Genomic DNA, 17594 nt, shown 5'->3' on the forward strand with positions numbered 1-17594 from the left:
TAAAGGACACCACCCATGACCTACACCGTCAGTGACTACCTGCTTGACCGCCTGGCTTCCCTGGGGGCCACCGATATTTTCGGTGTTCCCGGCGACTTCAACCTGCAGTTCCTTGACCATGTGATTGCCCATAAGGACCTCACCTGGGTGGGCAACGCCAATGAGCTGAACGCCGGCTACGCGGCGGACGGCTACGCCCGCGTGGGCGGTATTGGCGCCCTGGTCACTACCTACGGTGTGGGTGAGCTTTCAGCTATTAACGCGACGGCAGGCTCCTATGCCGAGCACGTGCCCGTCCTGCACATTGTGGGTGCCCCCTCCAAGGACGCCCAGGCCGCCCACCTGACCATGCACCACACCCTGGGGGATGGGGACTTCAGCCACTTTATCCGTATGGCCTCTGAGGTGTCCTGCGCGGTTGCTAACCTTGAGCACGCTACCGCCACTGCCGAGATCGACCGCGCGCTGCGCGAGATGATGATCCAGAAGCGCCCCGGCTACATTCTGCTGGCGACCGACGTGGCCCGGGTTGAGGTGGCTCCGCCGTCCGGCCCTCTGGAGGTGCCCAAGGCCCTGTCCTCCCCCGGCGCTGCCGAGGCTTTCCGCACCGACCTGGCTCAGGTGCTGGCGGGCAAGCAGGCCACGGTGCTCGCTGACCTTTTGGTTCACCGCATGGGGGCCCAGGCTAACCTGACTGAGATGCTGGAGGCAACCGGCCTGCCCTATGCCACCCTCATGTGGGGCAAGACCCTGGTGGACGAGTCCAAGCCGGCTTTTGCGGGCATTTACGCCGGGGTGGTGTCGTCCGCCCGCACCAAGGACGCCGTGGAGCAGGCACAAGCCCTGATCTGCGCGGGCGTGACCTTCACCGACACCACCACCGCAGGTTTCTCCCAGAACCTCCCCGAAAACACCGTCTTCCTGGGCGCCCAGACCGCCAAGATTGGCCGTAAGACCTACGCCCCGCTCACCCTCGATACCGCCCTGGATATTGTGCGCGAGATTGCCCGTGAGGTCGGGGCAACCCCCAAGGAGCTGCTGCCCTGGGAAGAAGAAACCCACGAAGACATCGATATGACCGCCCCGCTGACCCAGGACGTCCTCTGGTCCCTGCTCTCCCGCGAGCTGTCACCGGGCAACATTGTGGTGGCCGACCAGGGCACCTCCTTCTTCGGCATGGCCTCCCGCCGCTTCCCTGAGAACTCCATGTTCATCGGCCAGCCCCTGTGGGGTTCTATTGGCTATACCCTGCCCGCCATGCTGGGGGCCGCGATTGCCGACCGGGGCGCGCGCGGCGTCCTGCTCATTGGCGACGGCTCAGCCCAGCTGACCTTCCAGGAAATCGGCACCATGCTGGAACAGAAAATCAACCCGGTGGTGGTGCTCATTAACAATGACGGCTACACGGTAGAGCGTGCCATTCACGGGGCCACCCAGCCCTACAATGACATCCGCCGCTACAACTGGCAGCTGATCCCGGCGGCCCTGGGGGCGACCGAGGAGGACGTGCTCATGCTGCGCGTGACCACCGCCGCCGAGCTACTGGAGGCAACCGCCCTGACCCAGGCAACCCGCGACAAGCTGGTATTCCTAGAAATCATGATGGATAGGGACGACGTTCCCGCCCTGCTGGCCGACGTGGCCGCAGCGCTGACCCGCGCCAACTCCTAAAAGTAGCCACCCCACCCTGGCTAGTTCTGCGCTACCCAGGCGGCGTAGCTGCCTTCTAGCTCAAGCACGGTGTACCCGGCCCGGCGCAGGCCGCTGGCGACCACCGAGTTACGCACGCCGGACTGGCAGAAGGTCAGCAGGGTCGAGCCGGGGGCGGGCAGTTCGTCAAGACGCCAGAGGGCAGAGCCGCCGGAGAGCTGCTGGGCACCGGGAATAGTGCCTGCGGCGTACTCGTTTTTAGCACGCACATCGACCAGGGCATCGCGACCGGTGGAATCCAGCTCATCCACCGTAACCAGGGGCGGGGTGAAGTTCACCAGGGGCTCAATATCGGTGGTGTAGTAGCGAACGGTGTCAATGCCCACCCGGTAGAGGGCATCGCGCAGGTTAGCTGCCTGGGCTTGGGTATCAGCCAGGACGACCAGGGGGCGGCTTTCGCGGTCGGGGTCCAGCACCCAGGCGGCGAAGTTGGAGGCCTGGGGGCCTGCCGGGACGTTCAGGGAGCCCTCTACGGTGCCGCTGTGCACGCCGTGCTGGCTGCGGGTATCGATGAAGATAACCTGGTCAGCCTCAAGTTTTTCTGCCACCTGGTCGGCGGTGAGTTCAGCGGGTTTGGGGGCTGGGTAGCCGATGAGGGCCGGGCCGAGACGGTTTTCCTTCTTCATGCGGGCGAAGTAGGCGTGGGCGTCGGGCTGGCCGTTGAGCAGTTCATCGATGAAGCCCTGCTCGTCATCATTGCGCACGTAGGGTGCCCACCAGGCGTAGGCCTTTTCGTAGCCGACGGTGCTTGAGGGGACCGCGCCAAGGGCTTTGCCGCAGGGGGATCCTGCGCCGTGGGCGGGGTGCACCTGCACGTGATCGGGCAGGGGCACGAAGATGTTTTTGAGGCTGGCGAAGAGGTCCCGGGCGCCGGCAAAGCGGGTGTCGATACCGCCTGCGGCTTCATCGAGCAGGTCGGGTCGGCCCAGGTCGCCCACAAAGACGAAGTCGCCGGTGAGCATGTAGCCGGGGGCGTCGGCCACTGCGCCGTCGGTGATGAGGAAGGAGAGGTGCTCCGGGGTGTGGCCGGGGGTGTGCTGGGCGGTGACGGTGATTTTGCCCAGCTGGATGGTGTCACCGTGGTAGAGGCGGGTGCCGTCGAAGTCGTACTGCCAGTCGTCCCCGCCTTCGCCGGAGAGGTAGACGCTGGCGCCGGTTGCGGACGCCAGTTCACGGGTTCCTGAGAGGTAGTCGGCGTGGATGTGGGTTTCGGTAGCTGCCACAATCTTCATGTTGTTTTTGGCGGCCAGGTCGAGGTAGACCTGGATGTCGCGACGGGCGTCCACCACGATGGCTTCGCCCTTGCGCTGGCAGCCGATGAAGTAGCTGGCCTGGGCGAGGCCTTCTTCGTAGATGCGTTCAAAGAGCACGGTAGGTCCTTTCGGTATCAGTCGTTTAAAAATACCCCTGGGGGTATTTAAAAGGTAACAGAGCCCCACCCAAAAACAAACCCCCAGGGGTATACTAGAGAAAAGTTTTTACCAGAAAGCAGGAGCCATGCAACTGAACCCCGACGAGATGAAGCCCGTGATCAACCGCCTCAAGCGCGCCCAGGGGCAGCTCAACGGCATTATCCGCATGCTCGAAGAAGGCGATGACTGCCAAAAAATCGTCACCCAGCTGGCCGCCGCCTCCAAGGCGGTCGACCGCGCCAGCTTTGCCGTGGTCGCCAGTGGCCTCCAGCAGTGCCTCACCGCAGATAAGCCCGAAATGACCCCCGACCAGCTAGAGAAAATGTTCCTCTCCCTGGCCTAGACCCCACCCAGCACACCTCAAGGCCGCACCCCGGCTCTTACCTTGCACTCTACTGGTGCTGAGGTAAAAGCCGGGGTGCGGCGTCCTTATTTTAAAGCCGGGGCCTAGCTGGCCTGGGAGGTGCCAGCAGTAGCCAGGCGGCGCTTGGCTTCGCGCAGGGTCACGTCACCACCCCTGTTGTAGGGCAGTTTGGAGAGCGCTGTACCCATGGCGCAGGTGTTACTGACCGCTGAAAAGGTTAGGCCACCCCCAATAGCGCCTGCCAGGTACTTGGCCTTGGGGAAGATAGTGCTAGCCACTACCCCACCCAGCACCAGGGAGCCTGCAACCAGGCGCACCTGGCGCTCAAGATCCCAGCGGGCCGGGCCCACATTCACGGACCGGTCAGCCTTCTTCCAGGCCTCCATGCCGCCGGTGAGCACACTGGTGCGGGTGACACCAGCCCCGGCCAGAAGCTTCTGGGCACGGGTGGCGCGAGCACCGGAGCGGCAGATAATAACAGCTTCATCGTCAATGAAGGCACTCAGTTCTTCGGGGTGCTTTTCAATCAGAGCCAGAGGCACATTCACACTGCCGGGAATATGGGCACCCTCGTATTCAGCTGCGGTGCGCACATCGAGCAGTAGGGCCGTATGAGAGTTTTGAATATTCTGCGCTAGCTGCTGCACCTCAAGGGTTGAGGGGAGGGCGCTTGTAGTATCTGACATGTTTTTCCTTTCTTTATGCCATGAGTTCAACAAGAGTAGTAGTTGCCATATAGGCCGCAACGAGATAGAGAAAGAGGGCGAAAGCTATCTGTAGGGCAGGCTGGGGTAGCCGCTTCCCACCCCAGGTTCCCACCAGGGTGCCGGCTATAGTAGTGGCTAGCAGGGGGGCTAGCGCCGCCCAGTCTAAGGACGGCAGGGCCCCAGCTCCCAGGGCCAGGGCAACAAGGCTATTGATGAGGATAACCAGTAGAGAGGTTCCCACGGCGGTTGCCATACTGAGCCCCAGAATCAGGGTCAGGGCGGGGACGATAGCGAAGCCGCCACCTACCCCGAAGAAGCCGGTCAAAAAGCCAACACCTGTAGCTGCCCCCACCAGCGCTACCCCTTGACGGAAGGCAGCGGGGCGGGAGGTGGCGTCCGCCCGGCTCACCCGCACGGAGCCCCTGCGTGCCGTGCGCACCATCAGACTGGCCACCACCAGAAGCAGGGCAGAAAAGGCCAGCAGGAGCAGGTGCCCATCGAGACCCTGAGCCAACACCCGGCCACCGTAGGCACCGGCTAAACCGAGGGCACCAAAGAGGGTGCCGCGCCGCCAGTCGAGGGAGCGGGCCTGGGTGAGGACGCCGGTGACAGCACCGATACCCACCACAACCAGGGAGGCCAGGGTTGCCTGGGCGGGCGTAAAGCCAAAGCCGTAGACCAGCAGGGGGATGGCCAAAATAGCTCCACCCCCACCCAGGGCACCCATGAGTAACCCGACGGCTAGACCGCCTGCAAGAGCTAACAGCACCTTTACCCTTTCTCCTTCTTTACCCTAGAGATAATACCCCTAGGGGTATATGGAAGACAAGATGTAGGGATGGATGGTCTTATGAGTTGGAATTTTAGTAGTCTAGATTAGGTAATTTTGGTAGTGTAAAAGGAAGAATTTCAGCAGTGTAGAGAGTAAAATACTGGAACTATGCCCTTGTCAAAAGAAAAATCACCCTACCTCCAGCGCACACTCGACCGGGAACTTTCCCTCCTGATGCCCTACGCCCCAGCTATTGCGATTGACGGCCCCAAGGGTGTTGGCAAGACAGGTACAGCCAGTCGCCATGCCGATACCATTTTTTACCTTGACCAGGTAGAACAGCAGAACATCGCACGAGCCGACCCTACATTTACGATGGTTCCCGACGGCACCCTACTCTTCGATGAATGGCATTATGTTCCAGAAGTATGGAACTCGGTGCGTCGCCAGGTTGATCAGGGTGCTTCACCGGGGCGTTTCTTGCTCACGGGCAGCGCCTCCCCTCGTGAGGGTGTTGATACCCACAGCGGGGCGGGGCGCATTCTGAGCCTGCGCATGCGTCCTCTGACTTACTATGAACGCTACCGTCCACACGCACCTGTGAGTCTCTCAGAGCTCCTTCTTGGAGAGGGCAACCCCATCGCGGGGCAGACGACCCAAGCGACACTTGCAGACTACTTCACCGCAATCGTCAGCAGTGGTTTCCCCGGCATTTTCCAGGCCCCGGAGCAGATTCGCAGGCGCCTACTCAATGCTTATCTCCAGCGCGTGATCGATAAAGATTTACCCGACTCAGGGTATGCAGTAAGACGCCCCGAAACCTTCCGCCGCTGGCTAACCGCCTACGCGGCGGCAAGTTCTACCAGCACAAGTTACTCTCGAATCCTCGATGCGACAACTGCCGGCGATGGCAGCCAGCCCGCCAAAACGACCACCGCAATGTACCGGGATTTTTTGACGAAGCTGTGGCTCCTTGACCCGGTTCCGGGGTGGGTGCCGGTCAATAATGAGTTCACGAAACTCGCGGTTTCTCCTAAGCACCAGCTGGCAGACCCTGCCCTGGCAGCGCGACTTCTGGGCTTAGGGGCGCGGGGTTTAGCCACAAGCCAGGGAGCCCACATGGCAGGGCCTCTCTTCGAATCGCTGGTAACTCTGAGTGTGCGTACAGCCGCCCAGGCTGCTGAGGCTACGGTCAGCCACCTGCGCACCCCCAAGGGGGATAGAGAGGTTGACTTGATCGTTCAGGGGCCCGAAGGGCAGGTCCTAGGCATTGAAGTGAAATTGACCGCGAGCGTTACGGACGCGGACGTCCGCCACCTCCTGTGGTTGCGGGAGAAGGCAGGAAGCTCAGTAACAAATCTGGTGGAGATCACAACTGGCTCTCAGGCCTACCACCGTCAGGACGGCGTAGCGGTAGTCCCGCTGGCTCTTTTAGCTGAGTAGCAACACCCCAAAAAAACTAAACCCCACGCTTTGTCACGAGGAGCGGAGGGCGTCCACCCTGCTGAATCTTGCCAGGTACCGGGCGAGCAGGGCTGCCAAGGGCTGCGCCCAAAACCAGCAAGCCAGCTCCCCTACTAGCCCCTATGACCTAGTCCCCCCGATCCAGAAGAGTCAGCGTCACATCAGATAGGTGTTTGACCTCCGGGTACAGACGCTCAGGCAAAGCACTGTTTCCTATGGCCTTAGACTCTGCAGTGAATACAGCCTCTAATGCAACCGGCAATCTCTCTGCAATCTCCCTCACCGTGGCTACCACCCAGTCTGCCTCTATGCGCGCCGCTGCCGCAAACCTCTCCCAATGCCTACGGGAGATTTTGCCAAAGCGTCGTTCACCCCCAATAGCCATAGCAGCCTTTCTCAGCTCATCAGAAACCCCAGGAAGCCCATCGTTTTCGCTATAACCAAACTCCGAGCCTCCCGGCTCGTAGGGTAAGGCTGAGGCAACATCATAAAAAGGAGCCAAAACCAAGCGACCCCCAGGAAGGTGCATCAGCGAATAATTCTTCGCGTGGGCGTCAGGAGCACCCAACAGATAGTTGCCGATAAGTCCTTGAACGAATTTTTCAATTTCTGAATCAGCCGCCCCGTTCAGCCTTAAAACTTCAATTATTTTTAGGGCACTGGGCCCTTTATTGGATTCGTATTTATTCTGCGGGAGAGTTGAGGTTGCCTGACAGAAATCCTCCTGGTGCAGACGCATAACCTGCCCATCACCTAGACGTAAGCGATCGTAACGCCCAACAATAATCGCCGGCACTCCATCGAAAGTACGGTACTCCGTAGAGGCAACCGCTAGCCCCACTTCACCCAAGGCCTTAAGGCAGAGGTGCTCATTAAGAGCCTGGTCTTTTAAGGTATAAATACCCGGCTTAAAGATATGGGTTGTTGGTTCTGCACCTCTAGCTTCAAACCAGCCACCTTTCTCCTGTCGCAGCGCAAATTTACTCTGTGCACCTGCCAAGGACCACCGCTCCCGAGAAAGAATCCATGCCTGCCCAGGATTTGCCAGACCCCTCAAACGGTTAGCTATTGTTTCTTCATCGCAGGAAATCAAGTCACCAGTAAGGTTCAGAGAAGGGTCTTCACTTTCGGGGTCGAAAAACTGAACCGCTCCGGCGCAATCAGCACCAATGTGTTCAAGCAAGGCAAAAGGATTCCGGGGAGAAACCCCAAACTCCCGCCCCAAGGCCTCACGTGCCCCGTAGCCTTCTGGCACAAGGCCCTCGATAAAAGCTCTAGTCACCTTTGCTGAGTAAGGAGCTTCACGCACTGGCATAGCAACTGAGAGCTGCAACGTATCACTCACGCCAGACAAGTATTGGAAAGAAAGACTACCTGCGTCTGACTGGCTCAGAGTGCCGATTTTCTGACCATAGGAGTAGGCCACGAGTTGTTTCATGACTTTCTACCGCCTTCGAGAGTGGCACGCACCTCTTGTTGCAGCTTAGTCTCGCCGAAGAGGTAACTCAGTTGATCGTCCGCAGGAAACATAACATCGGGTATATCGTCTGTCGTTTTTTGAGGGCGGGGTGCCCCCTCTGCCGCAGACCAGGACAGGGTAATATCAACTCCCAGAACTTTCAACAGATCCAGGACTTTACCCAACTCTGCCCTAGGGCGTTTGCCCTGCTCGATACCACTTATCCATTCGCGTGAGACCCTAGCCCTTAAGGCAAGCTCTTGCTGAGTTAGACCAGATTTTGTGCGGGCATCATGAATAAAAGCTCCCAGATTTTTCTGATGAGTGATTTTCCGCTTCATCTTTACCTCCCGCACCCCAAGAGTTATGTGTCAATACGTTCACACCACTGAATGTGAACGTACCATCACAATACCAGATGTGAACATGCCTTCACATGACTGAAAGGAACAGGCCCTCCCTGCCCTTCTAGACCTCCATGACATAAAGACGGGGCTCACACCCCGCAGGGTGTGAGCCCCTGCCAGCCAGGGAACCTAGTTTAGCCAGCTACATAGTAGAGGCGTTTGTTGACGAATTCGTCCATGCCGTAGGGGCCGAGCTCCCTACCGTAGCCGGAGTTCTTGACACCGCCGAAGGGGATTTCAGCGCCTTCACCGGCAGGGGTGTTGACGTTGACCATACCGGCGTCAATCTGCTGGGCCAGGCGGCGGGCGCGGGCCTCGTCCTGCGAGAAGACAGCCCCACCCAGGCCGTACTGGGTATTGTTGGCCAGGTCAATAGCCTCCTCCTCACTCTCTACCCGATAGACGGTGGCCACGGGGCCGAAGAGCTCCTGATAGTAAACCTCAGAGCCAACAGGCACATCAGTGAGGACGGCCGGGGAGAGGTAGGCGCTCTTCTCATCCAGCAACTGGCCACCGGCTCGCAGAGTAGCACCGGCAGCTACGGCATCGTCGAGCTGCTTCTTGAGGCCTTCGGCCGCTGAGCGCGAGGAAAGGGCCATGTAGGTGGTTTCGTCCGCCTCGGCAGGTTTGCCCGGCTTCATGGCTTCGGCCAGTTTGACCAGCTCAGCCACGAACTCGTCGTAGATATCAGCCATGACGATCATGCGCTTGTTGGAGTTACAGGCCTGGCCGGTGTTGTACATACGGAAGCCCCAGGCGGTGGCCGCAGCTTCAGCGACGTTGTCGGTGTCGAGCACGATGTAGGGGTCGGAGCCACCCAGTTCCAGCACGGCCTTCTTGAGGTTGCGCCCGGCAATACCGGCCACAATGGCACCGGCGCGTTCGGAGCCGGTCAGGGAGACACCCTGAATGTGGCGGTGGCCGATCATGGTCTCAATCTGGTCGTGGCTAGCAAAAACTGCCTCATAGGCACCCTCCGGTAGCCCGGCGTCCTTCATAATCTCAGCGATGGCGAGCGCGGACTTGGGGCAGATTTCGGCGTGCTTGAGCACAATAGTGTTGCCCAGCATGAGGTTGGGGGCGGCGAAGCGGGCTACCTGGTAGTAGGGGAAGTTCCAGGGCATGATGCCCAGCAGGGCGCCCAGGGGCTTGCGCTGGATGTAGGCCTCGGAGTTCTCCGCTTCTGAGGGGATCCGCTCGTCCGCAAGGTGGTCGGCGGCGATCCCGGCGTAGTAGGCGAAGATTGCGGAGGAGAACTCGGCTTCTTCAATGCCCTCCGAGATGGGCTTACCCATTTCCTGGGAGATGATTTCGGCTAGCTCCTGCTTGCGTTCTTCGAAGAGTTCAGCGATGCGGTTCACGATGGTGGCGCGTTCTTCGACGCTGGTGGTGCGCCAGGTCAGGTAGGCGGTGTGGGCGCGGTCTACGGCGGCGGTAGCCTGCTCGTCGGTGAGGGTGTCGAAGGTTTCGAGCACCTCGCCGGTGGTGGGGTCTTCAAGTCGGTAGCTCATGAGTTACGTTCCTTTGCGTCTAACTAGCCGGGCGGGATGAGCGCCCCGGCAGTCGGCTGGCTGGGTCTGGCATGAATCGAGCGAGCGCTCTGCGCGAGCTCGAGAAGGTTAGCCGACAGAGGGGCGCTCATCCCGCCCCAGGGGTTTAGGCTGCGACCTTGCGGATCTCTTCCACGAAAACATCCAGGGCCTGGCCGAGGAGTTCTTCGGGCATGGTCAGCGGGGGCAGCAGGCGCACGACGTTGCCGTAGGTGCCGCAGGTGAGGATTAGGACGCCGCGTTCGGCGCAGGCCGCTGCGATATCTTTGGCGGCGGTGGCGTGGGGTTCCTTGGAGTCGGAGTCTGCCACAAATTCGACGGCGAACATGGCGCCGCGTCCGCGAATTTCACCCACAATATCCAGCTCATCAACCAGGGGGGCCAGCTTTTCACGGGCCAGTTCTTCAATGCGGGCGGCTCGGGCGTTGAGGTCCCACTCTTCCATGGTTTCGATGGTGGCGAGGGCTGCGGCGCAGGCGACGGGGTTGCCGCCGTAGGTGCCGCCGAGGCCGCCGGGCTGGACCTTGTCGAAGAGTTCGGCGCGGCCGGTGACGGCGGAGAGGGGCATGCCGCCGGCGATGCCCTTGGCGGTGGTGATGAGGTCGGGTTCGATGCCTTCGTGGTCGGAGGCGAACCAGGTGCCGGTGCGGCAGAAGCCTGCCTGAACCTCGTCCGCGATGAAGACGATGCCCTTTTCGCGGGCCCAGGTGACCAGTTCGGGCAGGAAGCCTTCGGCGGGGACGATGAAGCCGCCTTCACCCTGGATGGGTTCGATGAGGATTGCGGCGACGTATTCCGAGCCAATCTGCTTTTCGATCATGTCGATGACGCGGGCGGCTGCTTCTTTACCGCCGGTGTTGCCGTCACGGTAGGGGTAGCTCATGGGGGCGCGGTAGACCTCGGGGGCGAAGGGGCCGAAGCCCTTCTTGTAGGGGGCTGCCTTGGCGGTCAGGGCCATGGTGAGGTTGGTGCGGCCGTGGTAGGCGTGGTCGAAGACGACGACGGCGTTGCGCCCCGTAGCTGCGCGGGCGATTTTGACGGCGTTTTCTACGGCTTCGGCACCGGAGTTGAAGAGCACGGTGCGCTTGTCGAAGTCGCCGGGGGTGAGCTGGTTGAGCTTCTCGGCAACGGCTACGTAGCCCTCGTAGGGGGTGACCATGAAGCAGGTGTGGGTGAAGTGGGTGGCTGCTTCACGCACGGCTTCTACGACCTTGGGAGCGGAGGCACCTACGGAGGTCACGGCGATACCGGAGCCCAGGTCGGCGAAGGAGTTGCCGTCAACGTCGACGATGACGCCGCCGTCGGCGTCCGCTGCGTAGAGGGGCAGGGTGGAGGCAACAGAGCCGGGGATATTGCTGGCGCGGCGGGCGGCCAGTTCGGCGGATTTGGGGCCGGGAGCGGCACCGGTCAGCTTAATTTCTTGGGGTAGGCGGTAGGTGATATCGGCCATAAGTTCAAGTTCCTTGAGTGGTGGGTTTTTGTAACTACACAAAGTTGGGGTGTGGGCGCCCGCCCGAACCGGGTGCCGGGGCGGGCACCCGCCGGGGTTGGGGCCTTAGTTGGCGTAGGGGTCGCGCAGGCCGATGTACTGGATGGAGGAGTATTCGGCAATACCCTCTGCAGCGCCCTCGCGGCCCATACCGGACTGCTTGACGCCACCAAAGGGGGCTGCCGCGTTGGAGACCACACCGGCGTTGAAGCCCATGATGCCGAACTCCAGGTGGTCGCTGGCGCGGTAGAGGCGGTCGATGGACTCGGTGAAGACGTAGGAGGCTAGGCCGTATTCGGTATCGTTGGCTAGCTCGTAGGCCTCGTATTCATCAGTGAAGGTGAGGACGGGGGCGATGGGCCCGAAAATTTCTTCGCGGGCTACGCGGGCATCGCGGGGCACGTCGACGAGTACGGTGGGCTCGAAGAAGTAGCCTGCGCCCTCCCCCTTCTTGCCTCCGGTAAGTACGCGGGCGCCCTTGGCGGTGGCGTCCTCAACCAGGGCCGCCATGGAGTCCTGGGCCTTCTGTTCAATCAGGGGGCCGCAGGTGACGCCCTCATCAAGACCGTTGCCCAGTTTGAGGGCACCCATGGCCTCGGCGAACTTCTGGGAGAACTCTTCGGCCAGGGATTCGTGCACGATGAAGCGGTTGGCGGCGGTGCAGGCCTCACCGATGTTGCGCATTTTAGCGGCCATGGCACCGGCGACGGCCTGGTCAAGATCGGCGTCCTCAAAGACCAGGAAGGGGGCGTTGCCGCCCAGTTCCATGGAGGTGCGTAGCACGTTCTCGGAAGCTTTTTTGAGGAGCTCTTTACCGACGGGGGTGGAGCCGGTGAAGGAGACCTTACGTAGGCGGGTGTCGCTCATGATGGGCTCAGAGATAGCTGATGCTGACTTGGACGAAACCACGTTGAGCACACCCGCAGGCAGGCCAGCGTCCATCAGGGTCTGAGCGAAGTATTGGCTGGTCAGCGGGGTGAGGCGGGCAGGCTTAAGCACCATGGTGCACCCCGCGGCAATGGCGGGGGCAACCTTGCGGGTGCCCATGGCCAGCGGGAAGTTCCAGGGGGTAATGAGCAGGCAGGGGCCCACGGGCTTGTGGCGGGTGATCATGCGCAGAGAACCCTCGGGCATGTTAAGGGTGCGCCCATAGTGGCGAGGGGTTTCTTCGGCGAACCAGCGCAAGAATTCGGCACCATACTTGACCTCACCCAAGGCTTCTGCGTAGGGCTTACCCATCTCTAGGGTCATGAGGGTGGCGAACTCATCGGCCCGCTCGGTGACCAGTTCGAAGGCGCGGCGCAGAATTTCGGCGCGTTCGCGCGGGGGTGTGGCGGCCCAGCCGTGCTCACCGGCCTCCTTTTCGGCGCGGCAGGCGGCATCAAGGGCAGCTAGGGCGTCCTCTTCAGTGGCGGAAGCCAGGGTTGCGATGACGTCACCGGTGGCGGGGTTTTCAACATCGAAAGTTTCGCCGTTTGAGGAGTCGCGCCACTGGCCCTCAATCAGCAGGCCGGTGGGCACCTTTGCCAAAAGTTCTTTGACATCTACAGTCATGGTAGGGAGTGTACCTTTCATTGACGAGGTCTCTTGCACAGTGAGCTGGCTTTGGGCGCCTTTGCTCTTGCTTGCTATCCTACGCCCGCTGGTAGGAAGGCCGGTAGGCCATCTCACACGCTTAAGCTCACGGGGTGTGCAGTTTATCTAGTGATCGAGGCTTATCTCGAGGGTCGGGAGCACCGGGCTGGGAGCCCCCTGAGTCAGGGTTACTCAGGCAGGTCGAGCATATGCTCAACGTCCATAGGCACCCGCCCGGCGAAAAAGTCGGGGCGTTTGAATCGCTGGTAGACCATGACCGCCAGGCCCAGGAGCAGAAGCACCAGGGAGAGGATGAAGACCAGGCCGATTCCCCCGATCTCTGAGCCGGAACCGTAGGCCGGGTCCATGGAGTCAAAGAAGGTTTGGAAGAAGAAGACCACCAGAATCAGCCCGCCGATGAGGGGCAGGAGGAACTGGTTGATGAGGTTGCGGGCCCCACTGGTCAGGGAGGTCTTGCGGAAGTACCAGACGCAGGCGAAGGCCGTCACACCGTAGTAGAGGCAGACCATGAGGCTGAGGGCCGCGATGGTGTCCCACAGGACCGAGGTGGAGATAAAACGCATAGCCACGTAGAAGACAGTGGCGATTAGGCAGGAGGCGATAGTGGCGTAGGAGGGTGCCTGGTACTTGGGTGAGAGGCTGGCAAACTTGGGGCCTAGGGCCTTGTAGTAGCCCATGGCTAGCAGGGTGCGAGCCGGGGAGACTGCGGTGGACTGGAGCGAGGCCAGGGCCGCCACCATGACGGCGATGGACATGAGAATACCCAGGGAACCGAGGACGGGGCCGGAGAGGGCCGCGAAGATATTTTCCTGATTATCGGGGTTACCCAAGCCCAGGCCGTCCTCGCTGGTACCGGCAAAGGAGAGAGTGCCGACGGAGAGGAAGAGGTAGAGGATGACGATGGTCAAAATGGTGCCGACGGCGGCGGTGCCGCTGGTGGTGTGCTTACCTGCGGTTTCTTCGTTCATGGTCAGCACCGCATCCCAGCCCCAGTAGAGGAAGAAGACCAGAGACATTGAGGCCGCCAGGGTAGAGAAGGAGTCGATACCGAAAGGGTTGAACCATTCCAGGCTGAAGCTCAGGTTGGCAAAACCGGTGCCGGTGGCGGCCTTGTAGAGGGCCACGGCTGAGAAGAGGGTGAGGACGATCAGCTGGAAGATAATGAGGACGGTCTGGAGTTTCTGGGTGGCGTCCAGGCCGCGGTAGGTGATGTAGCAGCCGAAAGCCATGAAGGCGATGAAGGTTGCGATGTTGACCAGGTTGTTGGAGGCTAGGTCTGCTATGCCGGGGTTGTTCAGGGCCTGGGAGAGGAAGAGGTAGAAGAAGTCCACGGCAATGCCGGCCAGGTTGGAGAGCACCAGGATGGTGGCAACCAGCAGGGCCCAGCCACCCATCCAGCCCACGTAGGGGCCGAAGGCCTTGGAGGTCCAGGTGAAGGTGGTTCCGGCGTCGGGCATGGCGGCGTTGAGTTCACGGTAGCCGATAGCAACCAGGAGCATGGGGATGAAGCCGATGAGGAACATGGCGGGCATGTAGATGCCGGCTTCGGCGGCGACAGGGCCGAGGGCACCTGAGAGAGAGTAGGCGGGGGCCACCACTGAGATGCCGATGATGATGGAGGAGAAGAGAGTGACGTTGCCCGAGGAGAGGCCTTTTTTGTTGGCGGCACTGACATCGACAGAGCCGTGAGGGTTGGCTCCCGAGGTAGCTGGGGTCTGGGTCATCGCTGACTCCTTTTCACTATCACCTTCAGAGGTTGCAAGCAGAACAGTAAAACGAACATCATTCGTTTAGTTAGTTAGATTACAACCTTAAGTGATTCTTGTGAAGTGCGTAACGAAACTTTTACACAGCAGGGACCCCGGAATGCAAGGTGCGCCGGACGCGCGGTCGACATGCGACAGGCGGTTCAGGTGCGCGTCCACCAGGATGCGGTGGACCGTCGACGGCGCGATACCGAGCCGGCATGCGAGCTGGGCTGGGCCCTCACGCAGGCGCAGGCGGAGCTGGATACAGCGCCTGACGGTGGCCTGGCTGGTCTTGTTCGGTGACCGGTGTGGACGTGAGCTGCGGTCCTGCATGGACTGGCCGGCTTGGTAGCGGTCGGCCCAGCGCTTCACGGTGGGCCAGGAGACCTGGAACCTGGCGGCGACCTCGCTAATTGGCCAGCCTTAATCGATAACGAGCTGGCCGACGATCAGGCGATGCCGGGGTGTGAGAGCGGCGTTGGGATGGGACATGGAGCCTCGTGTGGAAGTAGGCGTGGCGGCGAGCTGGTGCTCGCCGCCACGTGAGAGTTGGTTGTCGGGTCAGTCGACGGGACTGACTCGGATGAGGTTGCCGTCGGGGTCAGCGATTACGAAAGTGCGGCCGAACACGTCGTCATGCAGTTCCTCGACCACACGTACGCCCTTCGCGACCCACTCCTGGTAGATGCCATCGACTTTCGAGGAAGGGCCGGGGACCATGAGTCCGATCTCGCTCGTGCGGGGCGTGTCGCGGGTGATGTTCTCGTTGTGGCCGGTCCAGATGGCGAACAGCACCCCATCTGCCACCTCGAAGGCGACATAGCGCGGGCTAGTGAAGGTTGGCTCGATGTCGAACAGGTCGCTGTAGAAGGCGGTGGACTGCTCGGCGTCGCTGACGTAGGTCAGGAACAGGTTGGGTGTGGACATGAATGTCTCCTCGGGTCGGTTGGTCACGTAGCGCCAGTCAATCACCTAAACTGGACATCTTGTGTCATGTTTTCTGGGAGGATCGGGCCATGAAGTCCTCGAGGCTGTTGTCGATGTTGCTGCTCCTGCAGACCCATGAGCGGATGACCAGCCGAGAACTGGCTCGACGATTCGAGGTGTCACCGCGCACGATCCTGCGTGACGTCGAAGCCTTGTCGGCCGCTGGTGTTCCGGTTCATACGGAGCAGGGGCGGTATGGGGCGATCGTGCTGGACCGTCGGGCCCGTCTCGACCCGGCCCGTCTCGACCCGGCCGAGGTGCAGCTGCTGAGGGTCGCGGGGGTGGGCGCCACAATTCTTGGGCAGATCGGACTGCAGGCAGCCCATGCCAGCGCCCAGGAGAAACTGTCGACCGTCGCCACGCGAGGACAGGCACTGGGTACTCAGCCCTTGTCCGAGGTGCTCCTCATTGATCCGTCAGGATGGTTCTCGACCGGAGGGAATCTCGATCTGACTGACCTGTTGACGGCAGCGCGAGAGCGACGACGCGTCCGGTTGTACTACCGGCGGAGTGGAGAAACCACTGGTCAATGGTTGACTGTCGACCCGTATGGGCTGGCGAACAAAGCTGGCTCGTGGTATCTCGTTGCGGATGTTGATGGGCGACCGCGCATGTTCAATACGATCCGCATCGAAGATCGCCGGTGCTGCACGGATGTCGCGGTTCTCCGATCAGACCAAGACCTGCGATCGGTATGGCGAGACCTCGTGACCAGCTTCGAGCCGACTCCCGGCATCGAGGTGCACGCGCTACTGCGTTCAACGCGCCTGGACCTGGCCCAACGAATTCTCGGAACCCGCATGGTCAGCATCGCCCACACCGAGGACGCCTGGACGCCCATCACCGTCCTGTACCCCGATCTTGAATCTGTGCGGCAGCTCCTCCAGTTCGGTGACCACATTCGCATCCTGAGCCCAGCCGACGCGGTCAGACGGTTCCACGACATTGCTGCTGAGATCATGCAGAACCACCCGGTGAGCAAGTCAATCAACGTCCCCGATCAGTACAACTAGCGACCCACCACGGGAATCGACCCGGTCCAGGGCTCCTGGGCCGAGCCGCGGCGTCCCGGTGAATAGTCGCGCGGAACCACAACCAGCGGCACCGGCAGGCGGGTCAAAATCTTGGCGGTGTTAGAGCTCAAAAAGAGCTCCCCACGGGCAGCCAGCTTAGACGAACCAGCCATGAGCACAGAGGCTGCCGACCAGTCCACAGACTCCACCGCCTCAGGAACGGTTGCACCCGCGCCAACAGCAACAGAAACCTGCGCCGCTTCGACCGGTTTAACAGAAGACTGCCCCAGCAACTCCTGCACCGCCGACTGCGCATCAGTAGCCGCCTCACCCCCGTCCGCGCCCTCAATCAGAGAAACCAGGCGAACCGGCAGCCCGGTACGGTTGGCGGTCGCCACTGCCTCCTCCACCAGGGAAATCGAGTCAATCTCAGCGGATACGGCGCAGTCAATCTGAGTGATGCGGGTGTCAGCCGAGTAGTTGTGAGGCGCCAAAATCACCGGAGCACTGGAACGATGCAACAGGGCATTGCCCACCGACCCCAGGGAATGGAAGAGCCAGCCGCCGGTCTTAGCACCACCGACCACAATAGCCCCGGCAGAAATTGCCTCGGCAAACTCCATCAGACCGGAGGCGGTAGACTCCGACTGCCGCAAGTGAAAGCGGGCAGTCAACTCAGCGGGCACCCACTGCTGAGCCTCCTCAAGCCAGCCCACAGCCTGCTGCTGTAGCAGGGCCCCAAAATTGGAGCGGGGGGCCGCCAGGCGCGGGTTCTGGTGCTTGATTACATAGACCACATCAAGCTCAGCTCCCAGAGACTGGGCAAGAGCAACAGCCAGATTGAGCGCATCGCGCCCGCGCGGGGTAGGTGAGTAGCCAACAACGTAGCGCATGGTTTTCCCTTCGGTGATATGGC

At 61.1% G+C, this 17594-nt stretch carries 15 protein-coding genes and 1 pseudogene; 4 read left to right on the top strand and 12 right to left on the bottom strand.

The window, feature by feature from the left end; all coding sequences use genetic code 11:
• Positions 1-15: 15 nt before the first annotated feature.
• Positions 16-1671 carry an alpha-keto acid decarboxylase family protein gene (locus L6966_RS03970; RefSeq protein ID WP_237232914.1) on the top strand — a complete coding sequence of 552 codons (1656 nt, stop codon included), beginning with the start codon at positions 16-18 and terminating at the stop codon, positions 1669-1671.
• Positions 1672-1691: 20 nt separating this feature from the next.
• Here L6966_RS03970 and L6966_RS03975 read toward each other — a convergent pair whose 3' ends face one another.
• Positions 1692-3080 carry an MBL fold metallo-hydrolase gene (locus L6966_RS03975; protein WP_237224439.1) on the bottom strand — a complete coding sequence of 463 codons (1389 nt, stop codon included), beginning with the start codon at positions 3078-3080 and terminating at the stop codon, positions 1692-1694.
• A gap of 127 nt (positions 3081-3207) precedes the next feature.
• Here L6966_RS03975 and L6966_RS03980 point away from each other — a divergent pair, with 127 nt between their 5' ends.
• A complete protein-coding gene (locus tag L6966_RS03980; RefSeq protein WP_237224438.1) occupies positions 3208-3465 on the top strand; it encodes a metal-sensitive transcriptional regulator in 258 nt (85 codons plus the stop codon).
• Between the two features lie 104 nt (positions 3466-3569).
• On the opposite strand, the gene L6966_RS03985 is transcribed toward L6966_RS03980, so the two are convergent.
• Positions 3570-4172, bottom strand: a complete 603-nt coding sequence (locus L6966_RS03985) for a rhodanese-like domain-containing protein (protein WP_237224437.1) — start codon at positions 4170-4172, stop codon at positions 3570-3572.
• A 13-nt stretch (positions 4173-4185) separates the two neighbouring features.
• The gene (locus tag L6966_RS03990) at positions 4186-4962 is read right to left on the bottom strand and encodes a sulfite exporter TauE/SafE family protein (protein ID WP_237224436.1); all 777 of its coding nucleotides are present in this window, start codon (positions 4960-4962) and stop codon (positions 4186-4188) included.
• 171 nt (positions 4963-5133) lie between these two features.
• Here L6966_RS03990 and L6966_RS03995 point away from each other — a divergent pair, with 171 nt between their 5' ends.
• Positions 5134-6408, top strand: a complete 1275-nt coding sequence (locus L6966_RS03995) for an ATP-binding protein (protein ID WP_237224435.1) — start codon at positions 5134-5136, stop codon at positions 6406-6408.
• A 148-nt stretch (positions 6409-6556) separates the two neighbouring features.
• Here the strand turns inward: L6966_RS03995 and L6966_RS04000 are convergent, their stop codons facing one another.
• The 8 genes and pseudogenes from L6966_RS04000 to L6966_RS04035 all read right to left on the bottom strand — a co-directional run bounded on the left by L6966_RS04000 (position 6557) and on the right by L6966_RS04035 (position 15605).
• Positions 6557-7867: a type II toxin-antitoxin system HipA family toxin gene (locus L6966_RS04000; protein WP_237224434.1), complete on the bottom strand. Its 1311-nt coding sequence runs from the start codon at positions 7865-7867 to the stop codon at positions 6557-6559.
• A complete protein-coding gene (locus tag L6966_RS04005) occupies positions 7864-8229 on the bottom strand; it encodes a helix-turn-helix domain-containing protein (RefSeq protein WP_237224433.1) in 366 nt (121 codons plus the stop codon). The genes L6966_RS04000 and L6966_RS04005 overlap by 4 nt, the downstream gene beginning before the upstream one ends.
• A 200-nt stretch (positions 8230-8429) precedes the next feature.
• Positions 8430-9806: an NAD-dependent succinate-semialdehyde dehydrogenase gene (locus tag L6966_RS04010; RefSeq protein WP_237224432.1), complete on the bottom strand. Its 1377-nt coding sequence runs from the start codon at positions 9804-9806 to the stop codon at positions 8430-8432.
• Between the two features lie 145 nt (positions 9807-9951).
• Positions 9952-11295 (bottom strand): 4-aminobutyrate--2-oxoglutarate transaminase, encoded by a 1344-nt coding sequence (gene gabT, locus L6966_RS04015; protein ID WP_237224431.1) that lies wholly within the window; start codon positions 11293-11295, stop codon positions 9952-9954.
• 105 nt (positions 11296-11400) lie between these two features.
• Entirely contained in the window at positions 11401-12888 is a 1488-nt protein-coding gene (locus L6966_RS04020; protein ID WP_237224510.1) for an NAD-dependent succinate-semialdehyde dehydrogenase, read from the bottom strand.
• Between the two features lie 209 nt (positions 12889-13097).
• Positions 13098-14654: an APC family permease gene (locus L6966_RS04025; RefSeq protein ID WP_237224430.1), complete on the bottom strand. Its 1557-nt coding sequence runs from the start codon at positions 14652-14654 to the stop codon at positions 13098-13100.
• A gap of 126 nt (positions 14655-14780) precedes the next feature.
• Positions 14781-15170, bottom strand: a pseudogene (locus L6966_RS04030) (helix-turn-helix domain-containing protein); the annotation flags it as partial.
• A 69-nt stretch (positions 15171-15239) separates the two neighbouring features.
• The gene (locus tag L6966_RS04035) at positions 15240-15605 is read right to left on the bottom strand and encodes a VOC family protein (RefSeq protein ID WP_237224429.1); all 366 of its coding nucleotides are present in this window, start codon (positions 15603-15605) and stop codon (positions 15240-15242) included.
• A gap of 89 nt (positions 15606-15694) precedes the next feature.
• Here L6966_RS04035 and L6966_RS04040 point away from each other — a divergent pair, with 89 nt between their 5' ends.
• Positions 15695-16678 (top strand): helix-turn-helix transcriptional regulator, encoded by a 984-nt coding sequence (locus L6966_RS04040; RefSeq protein ID WP_237224428.1) that lies wholly within the window; start codon positions 15695-15697, stop codon positions 16676-16678.
• On the opposite strand, the gene L6966_RS04045 is transcribed toward L6966_RS04040, so the two are convergent.
• Positions 16675-17571 carry a universal stress protein gene (locus L6966_RS04045; protein WP_237224427.1) on the bottom strand — a complete coding sequence of 299 codons (897 nt, stop codon included), beginning with the start codon at positions 17569-17571 and terminating at the stop codon, positions 16675-16677. The genes L6966_RS04040 and L6966_RS04045 overlap by 4 nt on opposite strands.
• Positions 17572-17594 lie beyond the last annotated feature (23 nt).

The sequence above is a fragment of the Rothia nasisuis genome, from assembly GCF_928381405.1.
Classification (GTDB): Bacteria; Actinomycetota; Actinomycetes; order Actinomycetales; family Micrococcaceae; genus Rothia; species Rothia nasisuis.

What these genes read in the sequence shown, in the direction of transcription:
- L6966_RS04040 (WP_237224428.1), top strand. Translation starts at nt 15,695, where the DNA reads ATGAAGTCCTCGAGGCTGTTGTCGATGTTGCTGCTCCTGCAGACCCAT.
- L6966_RS04045 (WP_237224427.1), bottom strand. Translation starts at nt 17,571, where the DNA reads ATGCGCTACGTTGTTGGCTACTCACCTACCCCGCGCGGGCGCGATGCG.
- L6966_RS04020 (WP_237224510.1), bottom strand. Translation starts at nt 12,888, where the DNA reads ATGACTGTAGATGTCAAAGAACTTTTGGCAAAGGTGCCCACCGGCCTG.
- L6966_RS03980 (WP_237224438.1), top strand. Translation starts at nt 3,208, where the DNA reads ATGCAACTGAACCCCGACGAGATGAAGCCCGTGATCAACCGCCTCAAG.
- L6966_RS03985 (WP_237224437.1), bottom strand. Translation starts at nt 4,172, where the DNA reads ATGTCAGATACTACAAGCGCCCTCCCCTCAACCCTTGAGGTGCAGCAG.
- gabT (WP_237224431.1), bottom strand. Translation starts at nt 11,295, where the DNA reads ATGGCCGATATCACCTACCGCCTACCCCAAGAAATTAAGCTGACCGGT.
- L6966_RS04010 (WP_237224432.1), bottom strand. Translation starts at nt 9,806, where the DNA reads ATGAGCTACCGACTTGAAGACCCCACCACCGGCGAGGTGCTCGAAACC.
- L6966_RS04025 (WP_237224430.1), bottom strand. Translation starts at nt 14,654, where the DNA reads ATGACCCAGACCCCAGCTACCTCGGGAGCCAACCCTCACGGCTCTGTC.
- L6966_RS03995 (WP_237224435.1), top strand. Translation starts at nt 5,134, where the DNA reads ATGCCCTTGTCAAAAGAAAAATCACCCTACCTCCAGCGCACACTCGAC.
- L6966_RS03970 (WP_237232914.1), top strand. Translation starts at nt 16, where the DNA reads ATGACCTACACCGTCAGTGACTACCTGCTTGACCGCCTGGCTTCCCTG.
- L6966_RS04005 (WP_237224433.1), bottom strand. Translation starts at nt 8,229, where the DNA reads ATGAAGCGGAAAATCACTCATCAGAAAAATCTGGGAGCTTTTATTCAT.
- L6966_RS04000 (WP_237224434.1), bottom strand. Translation starts at nt 7,867, where the DNA reads ATGAAACAACTCGTGGCCTACTCCTATGGTCAGAAAATCGGCACTCTG.
- L6966_RS04035 (WP_237224429.1), bottom strand. Translation starts at nt 15,605, where the DNA reads ATGTCCACACCCAACCTGTTCCTGACCTACGTCAGCGACGCCGAGCAG.